The organism is Streptomyces luteolifulvus, assembly GCF_008806595.1.
GTDB classification, from domain to species: domain Bacteria; phylum Actinomycetota; class Actinomycetes; order Streptomycetales; family Streptomycetaceae; genus Streptomyces; species Streptomyces luteolifulvus.
Map to the genome: position 1 here is coordinate 78438 of NZ_VZRB01000023.1, position 13574 is coordinate 92011.

The 13574-nt window shown below is 73.3% G+C and carries 12 protein-coding genes; 6 read left to right on the top strand and 6 right to left on the bottom strand.

Going from position 1 to position 13574, the window contains the following annotated elements; all coding sequences use genetic code 11:
- Positions 1-47: 47 nt before the first annotated feature.
- From F7R91_RS28375 to F7R91_RS28390, 4 genes are read right to left on the bottom strand one after another with little or no spacing between them, the layout of a single operon-like run.
- On the bottom strand, positions 48-1388 hold the full coding sequence (locus F7R91_RS28375) for an AAA domain-containing protein (protein WP_150952924.1): 1341 nt from the start codon (positions 1386-1388) through the stop codon (positions 48-50).
- Complete coding sequence (locus F7R91_RS28380; protein ID WP_150952927.1) at positions 1385-2998, bottom strand: hypothetical protein; 1614 nt, start codon at positions 2996-2998, stop codon at positions 1385-1387. The genes F7R91_RS28375 and F7R91_RS28380 overlap by 4 nt, the downstream gene beginning before the upstream one ends.
- The gene (locus F7R91_RS28385) at positions 2989-4128 is read right to left on the bottom strand and encodes a hypothetical protein (protein WP_150952929.1); all 1140 of its coding nucleotides are present in this window, start codon (positions 4126-4128) and stop codon (positions 2989-2991) included. The genes F7R91_RS28380 and F7R91_RS28385 overlap by 10 nt, the downstream gene beginning before the upstream one ends.
- Positions 4079-5032: a phosphatase PAP2 family protein gene (locus F7R91_RS28390; RefSeq protein WP_150952932.1), complete on the bottom strand. Its 954-nt coding sequence runs from the start codon at positions 5030-5032 to the stop codon at positions 4079-4081. The genes F7R91_RS28385 and F7R91_RS28390 overlap by 50 nt, the downstream gene beginning before the upstream one ends.
- A gap of 216 nt (positions 5033-5248) precedes the next feature.
- Between F7R91_RS28390 and F7R91_RS28395 the strand changes: the two genes are divergently transcribed.
- A complete protein-coding gene (locus tag F7R91_RS28395) occupies positions 5249-5842 on the top strand; it encodes a histidine phosphatase family protein (protein ID WP_150952935.1) in 594 nt (197 codons plus the stop codon).
- Between the two features lie 268 nt (positions 5843-6110).
- Here F7R91_RS28395 and F7R91_RS28405 read toward each other — a convergent pair whose 3' ends face one another.
- A complete protein-coding gene (locus tag F7R91_RS28405; protein ID WP_150952937.1) occupies positions 6111-7574 on the bottom strand; it encodes a tetratricopeptide repeat protein in 1464 nt (487 codons plus the stop codon).
- Positions 7575-7854: 280 nt separating this feature from the next.
- On the opposite strand from F7R91_RS28405, the gene F7R91_RS28410 reads away from it, so the two are divergent.
- Both F7R91_RS28410 and F7R91_RS28415 read left to right on the top strand, forming a co-directional pair.
- Positions 7855-8271, top strand: a complete 417-nt coding sequence (locus tag F7R91_RS28410) for a hypothetical protein (RefSeq protein ID WP_408056069.1) — start codon at positions 7855-7857, stop codon at positions 8269-8271.
- 52 nt (positions 8272-8323) lie between these two features.
- A complete protein-coding gene (locus F7R91_RS28415; RefSeq protein ID WP_150952939.1) occupies positions 8324-9193 on the top strand; it encodes a spermidine synthase in 870 nt (289 codons plus the stop codon).
- A gap of 21 nt (positions 9194-9214) precedes the next feature.
- Here the strand turns inward: F7R91_RS28415 and F7R91_RS28420 are convergent, their stop codons facing one another.
- A complete protein-coding gene (locus F7R91_RS28420; RefSeq protein ID WP_150952941.1) occupies positions 9215-9724 on the bottom strand; it encodes a hypothetical protein in 510 nt (169 codons plus the stop codon).
- Positions 9725-9821: 97 nt separating this feature from the next.
- On the opposite strand from F7R91_RS28420, the gene F7R91_RS28425 reads away from it, so the two are divergent.
- From F7R91_RS28425 to F7R91_RS28435, 3 genes are all read left to right on the top strand, one after another.
- On the top strand, positions 9822-10526 hold the full coding sequence (locus F7R91_RS28425) for a response regulator transcription factor (protein WP_150952943.1): 705 nt from the start codon (positions 9822-9824) through the stop codon (positions 10524-10526).
- Positions 10523-11926, top strand: coding sequence for a sensor histidine kinase (locus tag F7R91_RS28430; RefSeq protein WP_150952945.1), 1404 nt, complete (start codon positions 10523-10525; stop codon positions 11924-11926). Before F7R91_RS28425 ends, F7R91_RS28430 begins: the two co-directional genes overlap by 4 nt.
- Positions 11927-12035: 109 nt before the next feature.
- Positions 12036-13508 carry a glycoside hydrolase family 18 protein gene (locus F7R91_RS28435; RefSeq protein ID WP_150952948.1) on the top strand — a complete coding sequence of 491 codons (1473 nt, stop codon included), beginning with the start codon at positions 12036-12038 and terminating at the stop codon, positions 13506-13508.
- The last annotated feature ends 66 nt before the right edge of the window (positions 13509-13574 follow it).

The following is a 13574-nucleotide window of genomic DNA, read 5'->3' on the forward strand; positions in this document are numbered from 1 at the left end:
TGTGATACGCCTCCCTCTGGGCGGGACTCCGGGAGCGCGGTCCCCGGTCAGGGACGCCACGGCACCCGGTGTTCTGCCAGCCGCGCGAGTACGGCGTGGTTCGCCTCCCAGCCGTCCGGGAACTTCACGAGGGTTCCCAGCTGGACCGGTTCCGTCGACGGGTAGTCGTCGAGCAGGTCGCCCACGCCGGCCCGGCACACCACGATGCAGGCGTGGCGGTGCCGGGAGGTCAGGACGCACAGGCGGCCCGTCTCCAGGTGGAACGCGGTGGCGTCGGGGCGGCCGGAGAGAGGGTGCAGGACGACCGTCACATCGAACTCACGGCCCTGGAGCCGGTTCGCCGTGTCGACGGTGACATCCGTGGCACCCAGTTCCGCGAGGGCCGCGCGGACCGCCGCCGCCTGGTCCCGGTGTGCCGTGCCGACGGCGATGCGGTCGGCGGTGAGGGGGACGGGACCGGCCGAGCGTTCCGACGTGGCGGCGCCGCCCCGGTCCAGCAGACGTCGTACGACCGTCGCCACCGCACGGACCGCCTCCGGGTCCGTGCGCGGGGTGTGCCGTGCGGGCAGCTCCAGCAGGCCCCAGCCGGACTCCGCCGCCTCGTCGATCACCCGGTCGGGGCCGGAGCCGTCCGAGGGCACTGCGAAGGCGAGCCGCCGGTCGCCGTGGTCCGTGCCGCTGCGGAACGGGGTGTACGGGTAGAAGGCGTCGGAGACGAGGGGCGCCGCGGACGCCGGGAGCCGCCACGACACCGGCAGGCGGTGCTGCGGCAGCTCGGGGTTGTGGGCGAGCAGGGTCGTCACGGCGGAGGCCGACGGGTCGTACGACAGACCCGCCCACTGCTCGCCGCCAACGATCGAGAAGGGGTCCAGCTGGCCGGGGTCGCCCACGAACAGCGCCCGTTCGAAGAGCCCGGCGACGGCGAGCAGCGCGTCCGAACGCATCTGGTAGGCCTCGTCGACGATCGCGTGCCGCCATGGTTCGTCGACCTTGACGTGGGCCCACTTGGCGGCGGTGGAGATCACGACCGCGAGACCGGTCAGATCGGCAGCCTTGGCGGACTTGCGGACGTTCGGCAGGCCGTCCAGCGCCTTGTCGTACGGGTCGGCGTCGCTGCTGTGCAGCCGGCCCACCGGCAGCTCGGGGCTCTTCTCGGCGAGCCTGACGACGAGATCGTCGACCTGGGCGTTGGTCTGCGCGACGACCATCAGCGGGCGTCCGGCGTCGGCGAGTTCGAGGGCGGCGCGCACCACGAGCGTGGACTTGCCGGCGCCGGGCGGAGAGTCGACGACGACACCGCGGTGGGTGCCGTGCAGGGTGTCGTGGAGGATCGCGTCGGTCGCCCGGGCGGCGGCGGCACCGGGGTCGAAACCGGCCTGGGCGGTCACAGGACGTCCTCCGGGGTCAGGGGGTCGGCGGCTTCCGGTACGGCCTGCTCGCCCGGCGGGCCGCCGTGCGTCCACGGGGTCTGCTCCGGGTCGGGCAGCTTCGCCCCGCCGCGCTGCTCGTGCTCGAACAGGGTGAAGCACACGCGGTGGCCCTTCTCCGGGACGGATCCCGCCTCGGGCTCCTTGCCGCGGCCCATCTTGTCGACGATCCGCAGGACCAGGAGCACGGCGCCGTCCCCGGTGTCCTCAGGGCCGACGGATTCCACGAACTCGGCCGCCTGGGGCTTGCCGCCCAGTGAGCGGTAGACCTTCGCGCGCTCCCCGAGGTACGGCCGGTCGTCCGTGCGGACCGTCACCAGCGGGCGCGGGCTCGGCCGCTTTCCCTCGCTGTACGCCATGACGACATCGGTGACCTCGCCCGCGAACGCCTCCCCGGCCAGCCGCCGCCCCGCCATCACCAGCGGGTCGTCGAGGGCCTCCTGAGCATCGAGGCGGGCCTGCTCGCGCTCGCGCGTGGCCAGTTTGTTCGCGGCGGTCACCGCGTCGTCGCGGCGCGGCTGCGGCGGCTCACCGGCGACGACTCGGTCGCGGTGGCCGGTGAACGACCAGCGGTCGCGCGTCCACCGCTCCTCGGCATACGCCCCCGCGGGCAGCTCCCGCAGCAGGTCGAGGCCGCGCCACACCGCGTCCCAGGTGGGCCGGGTACGGCTCTCGACCAGGGCACGGATCTCCCGCTCGGCGGCCGTGAGCGCGGCGAGCCGGTCGTCCGCCTCCAGGCCGTCCTCGGCGGCGGCCAGCGTCGTGCGGGCGCGGTCGTAGCGCTCGATGGCGGGGGCGAGCAGCTTGTTGTCGAACGCAGGGTCGGTGGCGGGACCGGCGGGCGGACACAGCAGCTGGCCCCGGGCATCGCGCGCCAGCTCGGCCGTGAGCGCGGCCTCGGCGCCCGGGGTCCCCTCCGGCGGGTCGATCCAGGCGAGCAGGGCGCCCAGGTGCTGGTCCTCCAGCGTGGACTGGCCGGTCGCCCAGTGCCGGGCCAGTACGTCCGTCATGGCCAGCAGCAGCGAGGAGCCGGGCACCCGGGCCCGCTCCCCGAAGTGCGTCAGCCATCGCCCGAGCAACGGCACCCGGGGCGGGGCGGGGTGCGGGGTCTCCGGGTCCTGGTCCGCCGTACGCCGAAAGCGCATGGAGCGCCCGAGCAGCCGTACGAGGTCGATGCCCGCGCGGCTCGGCACGATCAGCTGCGGGGCGTCCGCGCACAGTTCGACCTCGACCTTGACCCGCTTGCCGGTCTCCGGGTCGGTCTCGTTGCGCTCGGCGGCTTCGACGGCGTCGGCGTACGCCTCGACGTACGGCAGGACCACGTCCGCCAGTTCGGCCAGGAACGCGAACCGCAGATCACGGTCGCGCGGCTGCGGTACGACGAGCAGCTGCGGCGCGTCCCGGTCGGTGCCGACCAGCGCGCCGAGCGGGGCGCCGGCCTCACCGGCGGTGGTCAGCGGCACCAGGACCAGCGGCCGGTCCGACAGATGCCGGTGACGGACGGTGGCGGCGGGCTGGGCGCGGCCGGTGGTGACGGCTTCCAGCCGGGCGAGGGCGGAGATCAGCGACATCCGGCCGTCACCCCCTGGCCGAGCGCCTCGGCCCGCAGTTCCGCCGCTCTGCGCAGTGCCGCCACCGCCGGGTCCTCCGGATCGCCCGCTTCCCCGCGGGCCGCCGCCAGGACGTCCGCGACGGTGGTCAGACCGCCCAGTTCCGCGCGGACCGAGCGGCCGAGGGCGGTGACCGCGCCGGCCGTGCGGGAGCGGTCGCGGCAGTGGAAGGCGAGCTCACAGGTGGACAGGCACTCGGGCGCGTAGGTCGCCGGGACCGACTCCACGGCCGCCGTGAGCTCGGCGGCGGGCCGGTCCGGGGCGAAACAGGTGCCCTCGGGGAGGCTCTCGGCGATGTCCTGGATACGGGTGAGGCGGGTCAGCTGACGGGCGGTGACCGCGCGCTGTTTGCGGACGTCGACGGCGGACCCGGCGGGCAGGTTGGAAAAGTCCTTGGGGCACACGAGCAGCACGCGATGGCGTACCCGCGGGGCCGGAGCCTCCTGGGCGAGGCGCGCGGCGACCTGCTCCAGCGCGATCACGTACACCGCGGCCTGGCGGGCGGCCGCGCCCACCTTCGCCGGGTCCGCTGAGCCGTCCAGCATCGGGAAGGACTTGATCTCCACGACGGTCCAGCTGCCGTCCGGGTGCACCACCACCGCGTCCGGCTCCAGGAAGGCGGGGGAACCGGCGACGTCGAGCGCGAGCATCGGATGGTCGAGCAGTGTCCAGGTGCCGGCCGCGGTGGCCTCGCGCAGCGCGAGGGACGTCCGCGCCGCACGGCCCTCGGGGCCGATGGCGGACAGCTCGGGCACCTGGGCGTGCGACGGCGGCTCCGCTCCCGGATCCAGCTTCTCGTGCACCAGCCGCAGCAACTCCGCGCCGCCGTCCCCCTTGACCCGCGCCTCGAACGCATTGCCCCGGGTGAGCGCGAACTGCGACTGCCCGAAGGCGGACGGCGAGCCCAACGCGCTCGCCAGCGCCGCCTTGTTCACTCCGGCGCCGTCGAGGATCGCGCGCCGGTTGCAGCCCGGGTTGGCGGCGAGGGCGGCCAGGGCGCGCGCGTCCAGCGCCTTGGCCGGTACGTCGGGACCGCGGAGGTTAGCGAGCCGCCGCCGCAGCGCCGTCTCCCGCGTCCGTGGAAGAGGCACCCGGCTCGGCTCCCGATCCGATCCGTGACTCGCGCTGCCGTGGTATTCGCTCACCCGCGGAAGTCTGGCATCCGTCACTGACAATCGGGGCCGGAGTGCCGACGGAGCGCGCTGCGACAAGTGAACTCCGGCCCTCGAACCGGGCCCTGATCCGGTCCGCGTACCGCATCACGAGCGGCGCGAGCAGCAGTCCGGCGCCCATCACGGCGGCGCCCGCGACGGCGTCGAGGAAGTAGTGGTTGGCGGTGCCCATCACCACGATCGTGGTCAGCAGCGGGTAGGCGACGCCCAGGACCTTGGCGGTACGCGTTCCGCCGTACCGCCACAGCATGACCCCGCACCACAGTGCCCAGCCCACGTGCAGGCTCGGCATGGCCGCGTACTGGTTCGTCATGCCGCCCAGGCCCCGCGGCGCGCTCGCCTCGCCGCCCCACCAGCCGTACGAGCTGTACTGGGCCATCGTGTCGACGAATCCGTAGCCGTCCGCGAGGAGGCGGGGCGGGCAGGTCGGCAGCAGGGTGAAGCCGATCAGGCCTATGAAGGTGGACGTCATCAGCCAGGTGCGGGCCGCGCGGTAGTGCTCGGCACGCGACCGGAAGATCCAGACCAGGATCACGGGCGTGACGAGGTAGTGCAGCGACGCGTAGCAGAAGTCGGCCGGGACGCCGAGCCACGCCTCGCGTGTGAAAAGGCGGTTGAGCGGGTGCTCCGCGTTGATGTGCAGGACCTTCTCGACGCGCAGGATGCCCAGGCCGTGGTCGACGGCGGTCGACACATCGCCCCGCGCGAGGAGCCGGCCGGCGGAGTAGCAGGCGTACACCAGCAGGATCAGCGGCAGTTCGGTCCACCAGCGCAGGCGGGTCCGTGGGGCCACCTCGATGCCTGGTGCCTCGGTCTGCGGCATCCGATCGCCCTCCCCCTTCGATGTCGCGCGGCGCCCGGAACCTGGGCCGTGCCACTTTACGGTGCATGCACGCGCCCCGGCGGGGCGCCCCCGGCCCTCGAAGACGCAGAGATCGCCCGCCGGGTTGCCCCGGAGGCCTGCCGGGCAGGCACCCGCACAGGGTGCGGGATGATGGACCGGTTCCGCCTCGGTTTTTCCTGGAAAGGTCCCTCTCGCATGGCACCGCGCATCCTGCTGGCCCGGCACGGACAGACCGCGTGGTCGCTGTCCGGCAAGCACACCGGCAGGACCGACGTGCCCCTGCTGGAGGAGGGCCGGCACGGCGCCAAGCTGCTCGGCGAGCGTCTGAACCGGGCGCCGCTCGACGGACTGGCCGGGGCCGAGGTGCGCACCAGCCCGCTGGCACGCGCGCGTGAGACGTGCGAGCTCGCCGGGTTCGGCGCGCGCGCGAGCACCTGGGACACGCTGCTGGAGTGGGACTACGGCGCCTACGAGGGCATGACGCCGCAGGAGATCCAGGCGGTGCGGCCCGGCTGGCTGATCTGGCGGGACGGGGTGCCGGAGGGCGAGTCGCTCGCCGAGGTGACCGCCCGGGCCGACGAGGTGGTGGCGTGGGCACGGGCCGCGGACCGGGATGTGCTGGTCTTCGCGCACGGCCACATACTGCGCTCCATCGGCGCGCGGTGGCTGGGCCTGCCGATCGACTTCGCCGCGCGGATACGGCTGAACCCGACGTCACTGTCCGTCCTGGGCTGGGCGTACGGGGAGCCCGCGATCGAGAGCTGGAACGATCTGGGGCACCTGGCCTAGGGGGTGTCGTTTGGATCAGGCTGGCCGTGAGAAGCGGCGCCTTGCATCCAGGTCGAGCGGGGTGTGGTGCGTGCAGCTGCAAGGCGGAGGAGGGCGTCGACGCGGAGCGTCGGCAACCGACGACAACGCGGCAGATGTGCGTGCCACACCCCGCGACGCCGGCATGATCCAAACGACACCCCCTAGGGCCGGCCCAGGCCATGATCCGCCGGACAGGCCCTGGGGCCCGCCCCCGGGTACGTGGTCCGCAGTCCGCCGGGCGCACGGCTCATGTCGTGCGTGGCCGGCTCGCGTGCCGTTCCAGGAACGCCGACACTCCGGATGCCCGCCGGTGCGGCAGGAGCACCCGGGCCGTCCCGGCCAGCATCGACTGGATGCGGGACGACTGGACCTCGCCGAGCAGATCGAGGACCCGCATGCCCGCCGCCGCGGCCTCGTCGGGACGGCCGCCGCGGGCGAGGTCGTCCGTGAGTTCGGCCGTGTAGAGGGCGATGTTGCGCTTGAAGTGCGGATCCTGCAAATGGGCCGCACGGCGCGCGTGCCGGGCGGCGCGCGGCCAGTCGCCCAGGGTCGACCAGCACTGGGCCTCCAGCCCCTCCAGTTCGGCCTCTCCGTAGAAGGTCATCCACTCGGGGTCGGCGTCCGAGGAACCGCGTTCGTAGAGGGCCTGCGCGCGGGCCAGCGCCTGTTCACAGGCGGTGCGGTCGGCGAGCCCCGCCCAGCCGCCCGCCTCGCGCAGCGCGAGCAGCGACAGCAGCCGGGGGGAGCCCAGGGAGCGCGCAACGCGCTGTGCGGCCTGGGCCGCCCGTACCGCCTCGCGCGGCCGGCCCGCGTCACGGGCGAGGAAAGCGGTGTTGCAGAAGGCGTGCGCCTCCAGGGCGTCGTCCCCGGTCATCCGGGCGGTCGCGAGCGCCTCCGCGTAGTGCGAGCGGGCGTCGTCGAAACGGCCCGAGTCGTGGGCCAGCCAGCCCACCGAGATGGCGAGTTCACCGGCGCCGGAGTGGAGCCGGTCGGCGGTCGCCTGCCGGGTCGCTCCGGCGTCGAGCAGCGCGTACGCCGCGCGCAGGGGAGCCGCCGCGCGCCGGTAGAGGCCGTCCGCGCCGTGCCGGTCGTCGAGCAGCCGGATCCGGCGGACGGCCTGTTCGAGGACACCCACCTCGCTCGCCCCGACGCGGCGGTGGGGCCGCTGGGCGGCCGCGGCGTCGGGGGCGGACACCAGGGGGCCCAGTGAGGCGGCGGCCAGCGTGGCGCCCCCGCCGGTCATGAATAGGCGACGCAGCACGTCGCTCTCCTCGTGGTTCTCGTAGTTCTCGTCGTCCTGGCGACGGTTCTGGTGCGGGTCGTGCGGGTCGTGCGGGTCGTGCGGGTTGTGCGGGTCCTGCCCGTCGTATGTGTCATACGGCTCGGACACCCCTTGCGTCTCATCCGTGGCGCGAGCCCGGCGTCCGCGGACGGACGAGCGGGGGGCGAAGCCCAGGTCGGCGAGCGTGCGGCCCGGGAACATGTGCAGGAACACCCGTTCGTACGCGTAGTTGGGGCAGCGGATCTCACCGGCCTCGACCCGACCGACGTAGCGCGCGTCGCAACTGACCCGCTCGCCGATCTCACGGGCGGCCCGTCGTACCGCAGCGGCGAACTCGGCCGGCGAGCGCTGTCCGCGCAACCGCCGGAACGCGAGATTCGGCTGCGGTGGGGTGGGCTGCTGGGACGAGGTCACCGTTGACGGCGCCATGGCCGGTCCTCTCGTACGAACCGTCGAACCATGCCGGATCGGGGCGACTTGTCTCACTTGTCCGAGTGTCCGCCCTGATCTCCGGCGGGCAAGAACGTACCTGCTGTGCCGGACCCGTGATGCGGTGTTTGGCTACAAACCGGATATCTCATACGTGATCTGCCATGAACTGCCATCCTTTGCGGCGGACTTCCGCCGTAGCCGTTGACGCCCGGACGCGTTGGACTCCGTGGACCGGGAGCCACCCGACTCCCGACCCGCTCGTCCGAGGAGGCGTTCTGTGGTGGAGGCCGGGATGGAGACCGGGCAGAGCATCGATCCCGGTACGCCGCACAGCGCACCGTCGTGCCAGGCGGTCGCCTGCGATGTCGTCACGGTGCCGGCGCGGCAGGGGCTGGAGGCGGTCGACATCCTGCGGCGCGGCGTGGGTGAGGCGGTGGGGCCCGTGCTGCTCGACGGGGGCGGCACTCTCGGCTTCGTGGTGCCGCCGGGAACCGCCGCGGCCTGGGACGTGCCGGGCAGCGTCTGCACGGAGACCGAGGGCCAGGGGCTGAGCCGGAACCCCGAGCCGCCGGTGGAGGGCTCGGACTGGCTGCTGCCGCCCGGGGACGCGGACCTCGCGACCGATCCGGCGGTGCTGCGGGCGGCGCTGGACGAGGCGGCGCGGCTGATCGAGGCGGCCGACAACTGCCGGTGACCTCGCCGGAGCCCGATGGGCCGACCTGCCCGTACGCCCTGATAATGGGCCAGTGGGAAAGTCCAGGAAGCCCGGGCGCGGCGGCGGGGCCGCGGAAGCCGTCGTCGAGGCCGTCGACGGTGGGCTCGCCGAGCTGATACCCGACCGGGACCGGGCGCGGGCCTGGACGCTGCTGATCGACGGGGCGCCGCAGTCGCACGTCGATCTCGACGACCCGGCGTACCTCTCCTTCGAGTACCAGCGCCGCCTCGGGCATGTGATCGACCTTGCCGCCCCGGCCGGCAGGCCCGTGCACGCCGTGCACCTCGGCGGCGGCGCGCTGACCCTGGCACGGTATGTCGCCGCCACCCGGCCCCGCTCCACCCAGCAGGTCGTCGAACGGGACGCCGCACTCGTCCAACTGGTCCGCAGGGAGCTGCCGTTGGAGGCGAAAGCCCGGATACGGGTACGGTCGGCGGACGCGCGGGACGGGCTCGCCAAGGTCTCCGACGGCTGGGCCGACCTCGTCATCACCGATGTGTTCAGCGGGGCCCGTACGCCCGCCCATCTCACCTCGACCGAGTTCCTCGACGAGATCCGCAGGGTGCTGAAGCCCGGCGGGACCTACGCCGCCAACCTCGCCGACGGGCCGCCGCTGGCCCATCTGCGCGGCCAGATCGCCACCGCCGCCGCCCGCTTCCCCGAACTCGCGCTGGTCGCCGACCCGGCCGTGCTGCGCGGCAAACGCTTCGGCAACGCGGTCCTGGTCGCCTCCGACCACCCGCTCCCGGTCGCCGAACTCACCCGCCGCGCCGCCACCGACCCGCACCCCGGCCGGGTGGAACACGGCAGGACCCTCGTCGACTTCACCGGAGGAGCCTCGGCGGTGACGGACGCGGCGGCGGTGGCCTCCCCGGCCCCGCCGCCCTCCGTGTTCCGGTAGGACGGCCCGGCCCGGTGGGCGTCAGTACGTGCCCACCTCCACCCGCGGCGGTCCGTCGTGCCAGGTGCAGAACACCGACACCCGCTCCGCGCCGGAGGAGAACTCCACCCGGATCCACGACTCCGTCTTCCAGACCTGCATCGACCAGCCCGGTCCCGGTGTCGCCGACACGAGCGTCGCGTACGTCCTGTCCAGGTCGAAGACCACCCGGCCGCCGTCGGTGTCATAGCTCTTGACCTGGCCCGAGGCGGTCGGGGAAGGGTCGGCGGCGGTCCGCGAGGGCGTCGGAGCGGGCTTCGTGGACGGATCGCCCTTCCTGCGCGACGGACTCCTCGACGGGGACGGCCGGTTCGTCGACGACGCCAGCGGCTTCGACTCCTGCGTGGTCGCCCCGGCAGCCGTGATCGGCAGGGCGCGCGGCGGGTCGTACGCCGTGCCCGCCATCACCGTATGGACGCCCCACCACGACAGCGTGACCGCCGCGCCCGTGGCGAGCGACCAAGCCAGTACGTGTACGAGTCCTCTGCGCATCGCGGCCATACTGCCTCACGCGTCCCACGGGGCGCACATGGTCGGAGTTATCCACAGGCTCGGGTCCGCTTCTTCCGCATGGCGTACGGTGCGGCGCATGGCAAGTGTGCTCGTGGTCGAGGACGACCAGTTCGTACGCTCGGCGCTCATCCGGCATCTGACCGACGCCGCACACACGGTGCGCAGCGTCGGTACGGCACTTGAGGCGCTGCGCGAGGTCGCCCACTTCCCCTTCGACGTCGTGATCCTGGACCTCGGACTGCCCGATCTGGACGGCTCCGAGGCCCTGAAGATGCTGCGCGGGATCACGGACGTCCCTGTGATCATCGCCACTGCGCGGGACGACGAGACGGAAATCGTCCGGCTGTTGAACGCCGGCGCGGACGACTACCTCACCAAGCCGTTCTCCGTCGAGCACCTCTCGGCCCGGATGGCCGCCGTCCTGCGGCGGTCCCGCGCCGCCGCCGGTGACGTCCCGCCGTCCAACGTCATCCGTGTCGGCGGCCTGACCATCGACCCGCTGCGCCGCCAGGCCGAACTGGACGGCGTACGGCTGGACCTCACCCGTCGTGAGTTCGACCTGCTCGCGTTCCTGGCCGGCCGGCCGGGTGTCGTCGTACCGCGCAAGGAACTGCTCGCCGAGGTGTGGCAGCAGGCGTACGGCGACGACCAGACCATCGACGTCCATCTGTCGTGGCTGCGGCGGAAGCTGGGCGAGACGGCCGCGGCGCCGCGCTATCTGCACACGCTGCGCGGTGTCGGCGTGAAGCTGGAACCGCCCGGAGGGGAGCCGTCGCGATGAGATGGGCACTGGTCAGGGTCTGTCTGGCGGTCACCACGATGGTGGTGGTCGCCTTCGCGGTCCCCCTCGGACTGGTCATCCGGGAGATGGCCCGCGACCGCGCGTTCTCCAACGCCGAGCGGGAGGCCGCCGCCGTCGCCCCGGCGCTGTCCATCACCACCGAACGCGACCAGCTGGAGCGGGTCGTGGCCTCCGCTGGCTCCGACGCGGGGATGGCCGTGCACATCCCGGCCGGCGACGGCGCGGCGGCCGTCGACCTGGGGCGGCAGCGTGCCGCCGACGAGGACATCGCGACCGTGCGGAAGCTGGGCCGCGCCTCCACCACAGCGGTGTCGGGCGGCTCCACACTGCTCCAGCCGGTCGCGCTGAGCTCCGGGGAGATAGCCGTCGTCGAGGTGTACGTCCCCGAGTCCGACGTCAGCAACGGCGTCGGCACGGCCTGGGCGGTGCTGGCCCTGGTCGGGGCCGCGCTCGTCGTCGGCTCGGTCGCCGTCGCCGACCGGCTGGGCGTGCGGATGGTCCAGCCCGCGCAGCGCCTTGTCGAGGGCGCCCATGAGCTGGGGGAAGGGAAGCTGGGCGCCCGGGTCCCGGAGGAGGGGCCGAACGAACTGCGGCTCGCGGCCGTGGCGTTCAACTCCATGGCCGACCAGGTCGTCCAACTGCTCGCGAACGAACGGGAGCTGGCGGCCGATCTGTCCCACCGGCTGCGCACCCCGCTGACCGTGCTGCGGCTGAACGCGGCCTCGCTCGGCGACGGACCCGCCGCCGACCAGACGCGAGCGGCGGTCGCCCAGCTGGAGCGCGAGGTCGACACGATCATCCGTACGGCCCGGGACGCCAAGCCGCAGACCGCGGCCGCCGGTCCGGGCGCCGGATGCGACGCGGCCGAAGTGGTCCGGGAGCGGATGGGGTTCTGGTCCGCGCTCGCGGAGGACGAGGGCCGCAAGTGGCGGGTGGCCGGGGCGGACCGGCCGGTGCGCATACCCGTGGCCCGCGCGGATCTGGCGGCCGCCCTGGACGCGCTGCTCGGCAATGTCTTCCGGCACACCTCGGAGGGCACGGCCTTCGCGGTCGACGTGCACAACGGCGAGGACGCGGTGATCGTGCTGGTGTCGGACGCGGGGCCGGGCATCCCGGACCCCGAGGCGGCCATGGCGCGAGGGCGGGGCTCCGGCAGCGACGGCTCGACCGGGCTCGGCCTGGACATCGTGCGCCGGCTCGCGGAGGGGACCGGCGGGGACGTACGCATCGGGTCGTCCGTGCTCGGCGGGACCGAGGTGCGGATCTGGATCCAGCTGGACGGCAGGGAACCGGTCCGGCGAGGGCATCGCGGGGCCGTGCGGCGCCGCCGCCGCGGTAGATTGGTCTCTACCTTTAACCGCTCCCGATCCCTTCCTTAAGCGCACCCTAAGATCCCCAACGCCCGTCCGGATCAGGAACTTTGCCCGATTCCGGGTCGCTAGCGTGCTGTCGCACCCCACCCCCGTGAGCAGCGAAGGCAGGCACGCGATGAGCACGCACCGGCGCAAGATCAGTGGCAGGAACAAGGCGATCGGCGGCCTGGTGGCCGCGGCCGTCGTGGGCGGCGGCGCCGTCCTGCTCACCGGGACCGCGCAGGCGGCCGGCGTCGGCGCCGCGTACACCAGGACCAGCGAATGGTCGACCGGCTACACCGCTCAGTACGTCGTCACGAACAACAGCGGTGCGGCCAAGAAGGGCTGGACGCTGGAGTTCGACCTGCCCTCCGGGTCGAAGCTCAGCTCCCTGTGGAACGCGGAGTCGAGCGTCAGCGGGCGGCATGTCACCGTGAAGCCCGCGAAGTGGGAGACCGAGGGCCTCGCGCCCGGCAAGTCGGTCACCGTCGGCTTCGTCGTGAACGGCACCGGCGACCCGAGCGGCTGTCTCATCGACGACGCGAAGTGCTCCGCGGACAGCGGCCCCACCCCCGAGCCGACCGGCCGTCCGACCCAGTCCCCGAGCCCGACGGCGACCCCCACGAAGACCCCGGCCCCCACCAAGACCCCGACCCCGACGAAGACCCCGACCCCCACCGCCTCCCCCTCGGAGAGCACCGGCAGCGGCACCCCCGCCACCGCCGGCTTCGCCCCGTACGTGGACACCTCCCTCTACCCGGCCTTCGACCTGCTCGGGGCCGCCCAGGCCACCGGCGTGAAGAACTACAACCTCGCCTTCATCACCGACGGCGGCGGCTGCACCCCGAAGTGGGGCGGCGTCAGCGACCTCGGGAACGACGGCGTGGCCTCGCAGATAGGCGCGCTGCGCGCCAAGGGCGGCGATGTGCGCGTCTCCTTCGGCGGGGCCGCCGGCTCCGAGCTGGCGACGACGTGCTCGTCCGCGGACGCGCTGGCGGCGGCGTACGGCAAGGTGGTGGACGCCTACAAGCTCACCAAGGTCGACTTCGACGTCGAGGGCGGCGCGCTGCCGAACACGGCCGCCAACACCCGCCGCGCCCAGGCCATCGCCAAGCTGCAGAAGCAGCACCCCGGTCTGGACGTCTCCTTCACCCTCCCCGTCATGCCCGAGGGCCTGACCCAGGACGGGGTGAACCTGCTCGCCAACGCCAAGTCCAACGGCGTGAAGACCGACACCGTCAACATCATGGCGATGGACTACGGACCGGCGTACAGCGGCGACATGGGCACCTACGCCGTGCAGGCGGCCACCGCCACCCAGGCTCAGGTGAAGAGTGTTCTCGGCCTGTCCGACAGTGCCGCCTGGAAGGCGGTCGCCGTCACGCCGATGATCGGTGTCAACGACGTCGTGTCCGAGATCTTCAAGGTGGACGACGCCTCCCAGCTGGTGGACTTCGCGAAGGCGAAGGGTCTGGGCTGGCTGTCGATGTGGTCCGGCACCCGTGACAAGCAGTGCCCCGGCGGCGCGAAGAACTCCGCGGACGCCACCTGCAGCTCCATCGTTCAGGAGCCGCAGGCGTTCTCCAAGGCCTTCGCGGCCTTCAAGTAGAACCCCGGCCACCCCCTCGGCCGGTCACCGGCCGCCTCCCGGCGGCTGCCCAGGAGGCGCACAGCG

Bases quoted from the DNA above. Each gene is read 5' to 3' on its own strand.
- F7R91_RS28420 (WP_150952941.1), bottom strand. From the start codon at position 9,724: ATGCGCAGAGGACTCGTACACGTACTGGCTTGGTCGCTCGCCACGGGC.
- F7R91_RS28395 (WP_150952935.1), top strand. From the start codon at position 5,249: ATGGCACCGCGCATCCTGCTGGCCCGGCACGGACAGACCGCGTGGTCG.
- F7R91_RS28430 (WP_150952945.1), top strand. From the start codon at position 10,523: ATGAGATGGGCACTGGTCAGGGTCTGTCTGGCGGTCACCACGATGGTG.
- F7R91_RS28390 (WP_150952932.1), bottom strand. From the start codon at position 5,032: ATGCCGCAGACCGAGGCACCAGGCATCGAGGTGGCCCCACGGACCCGC.
- F7R91_RS28405 (WP_150952937.1), bottom strand. From the start codon at position 7,574: ATGGCGCCGTCAACGGTGACCTCGTCCCAGCAGCCCACCCCACCGCAG.
- F7R91_RS28425 (WP_150952943.1), top strand. From the start codon at position 9,822: ATGGCAAGTGTGCTCGTGGTCGAGGACGACCAGTTCGTACGCTCGGCG.
- F7R91_RS28435 (WP_150952948.1), top strand. From the start codon at position 12,036: ATGAGCACGCACCGGCGCAAGATCAGTGGCAGGAACAAGGCGATCGGC.
- F7R91_RS28380 (WP_150952927.1), bottom strand. From the start codon at position 2,998: ATGTCGCTGATCTCCGCCCTCGCCCGGCTGGAAGCCGTCACCACCGGC.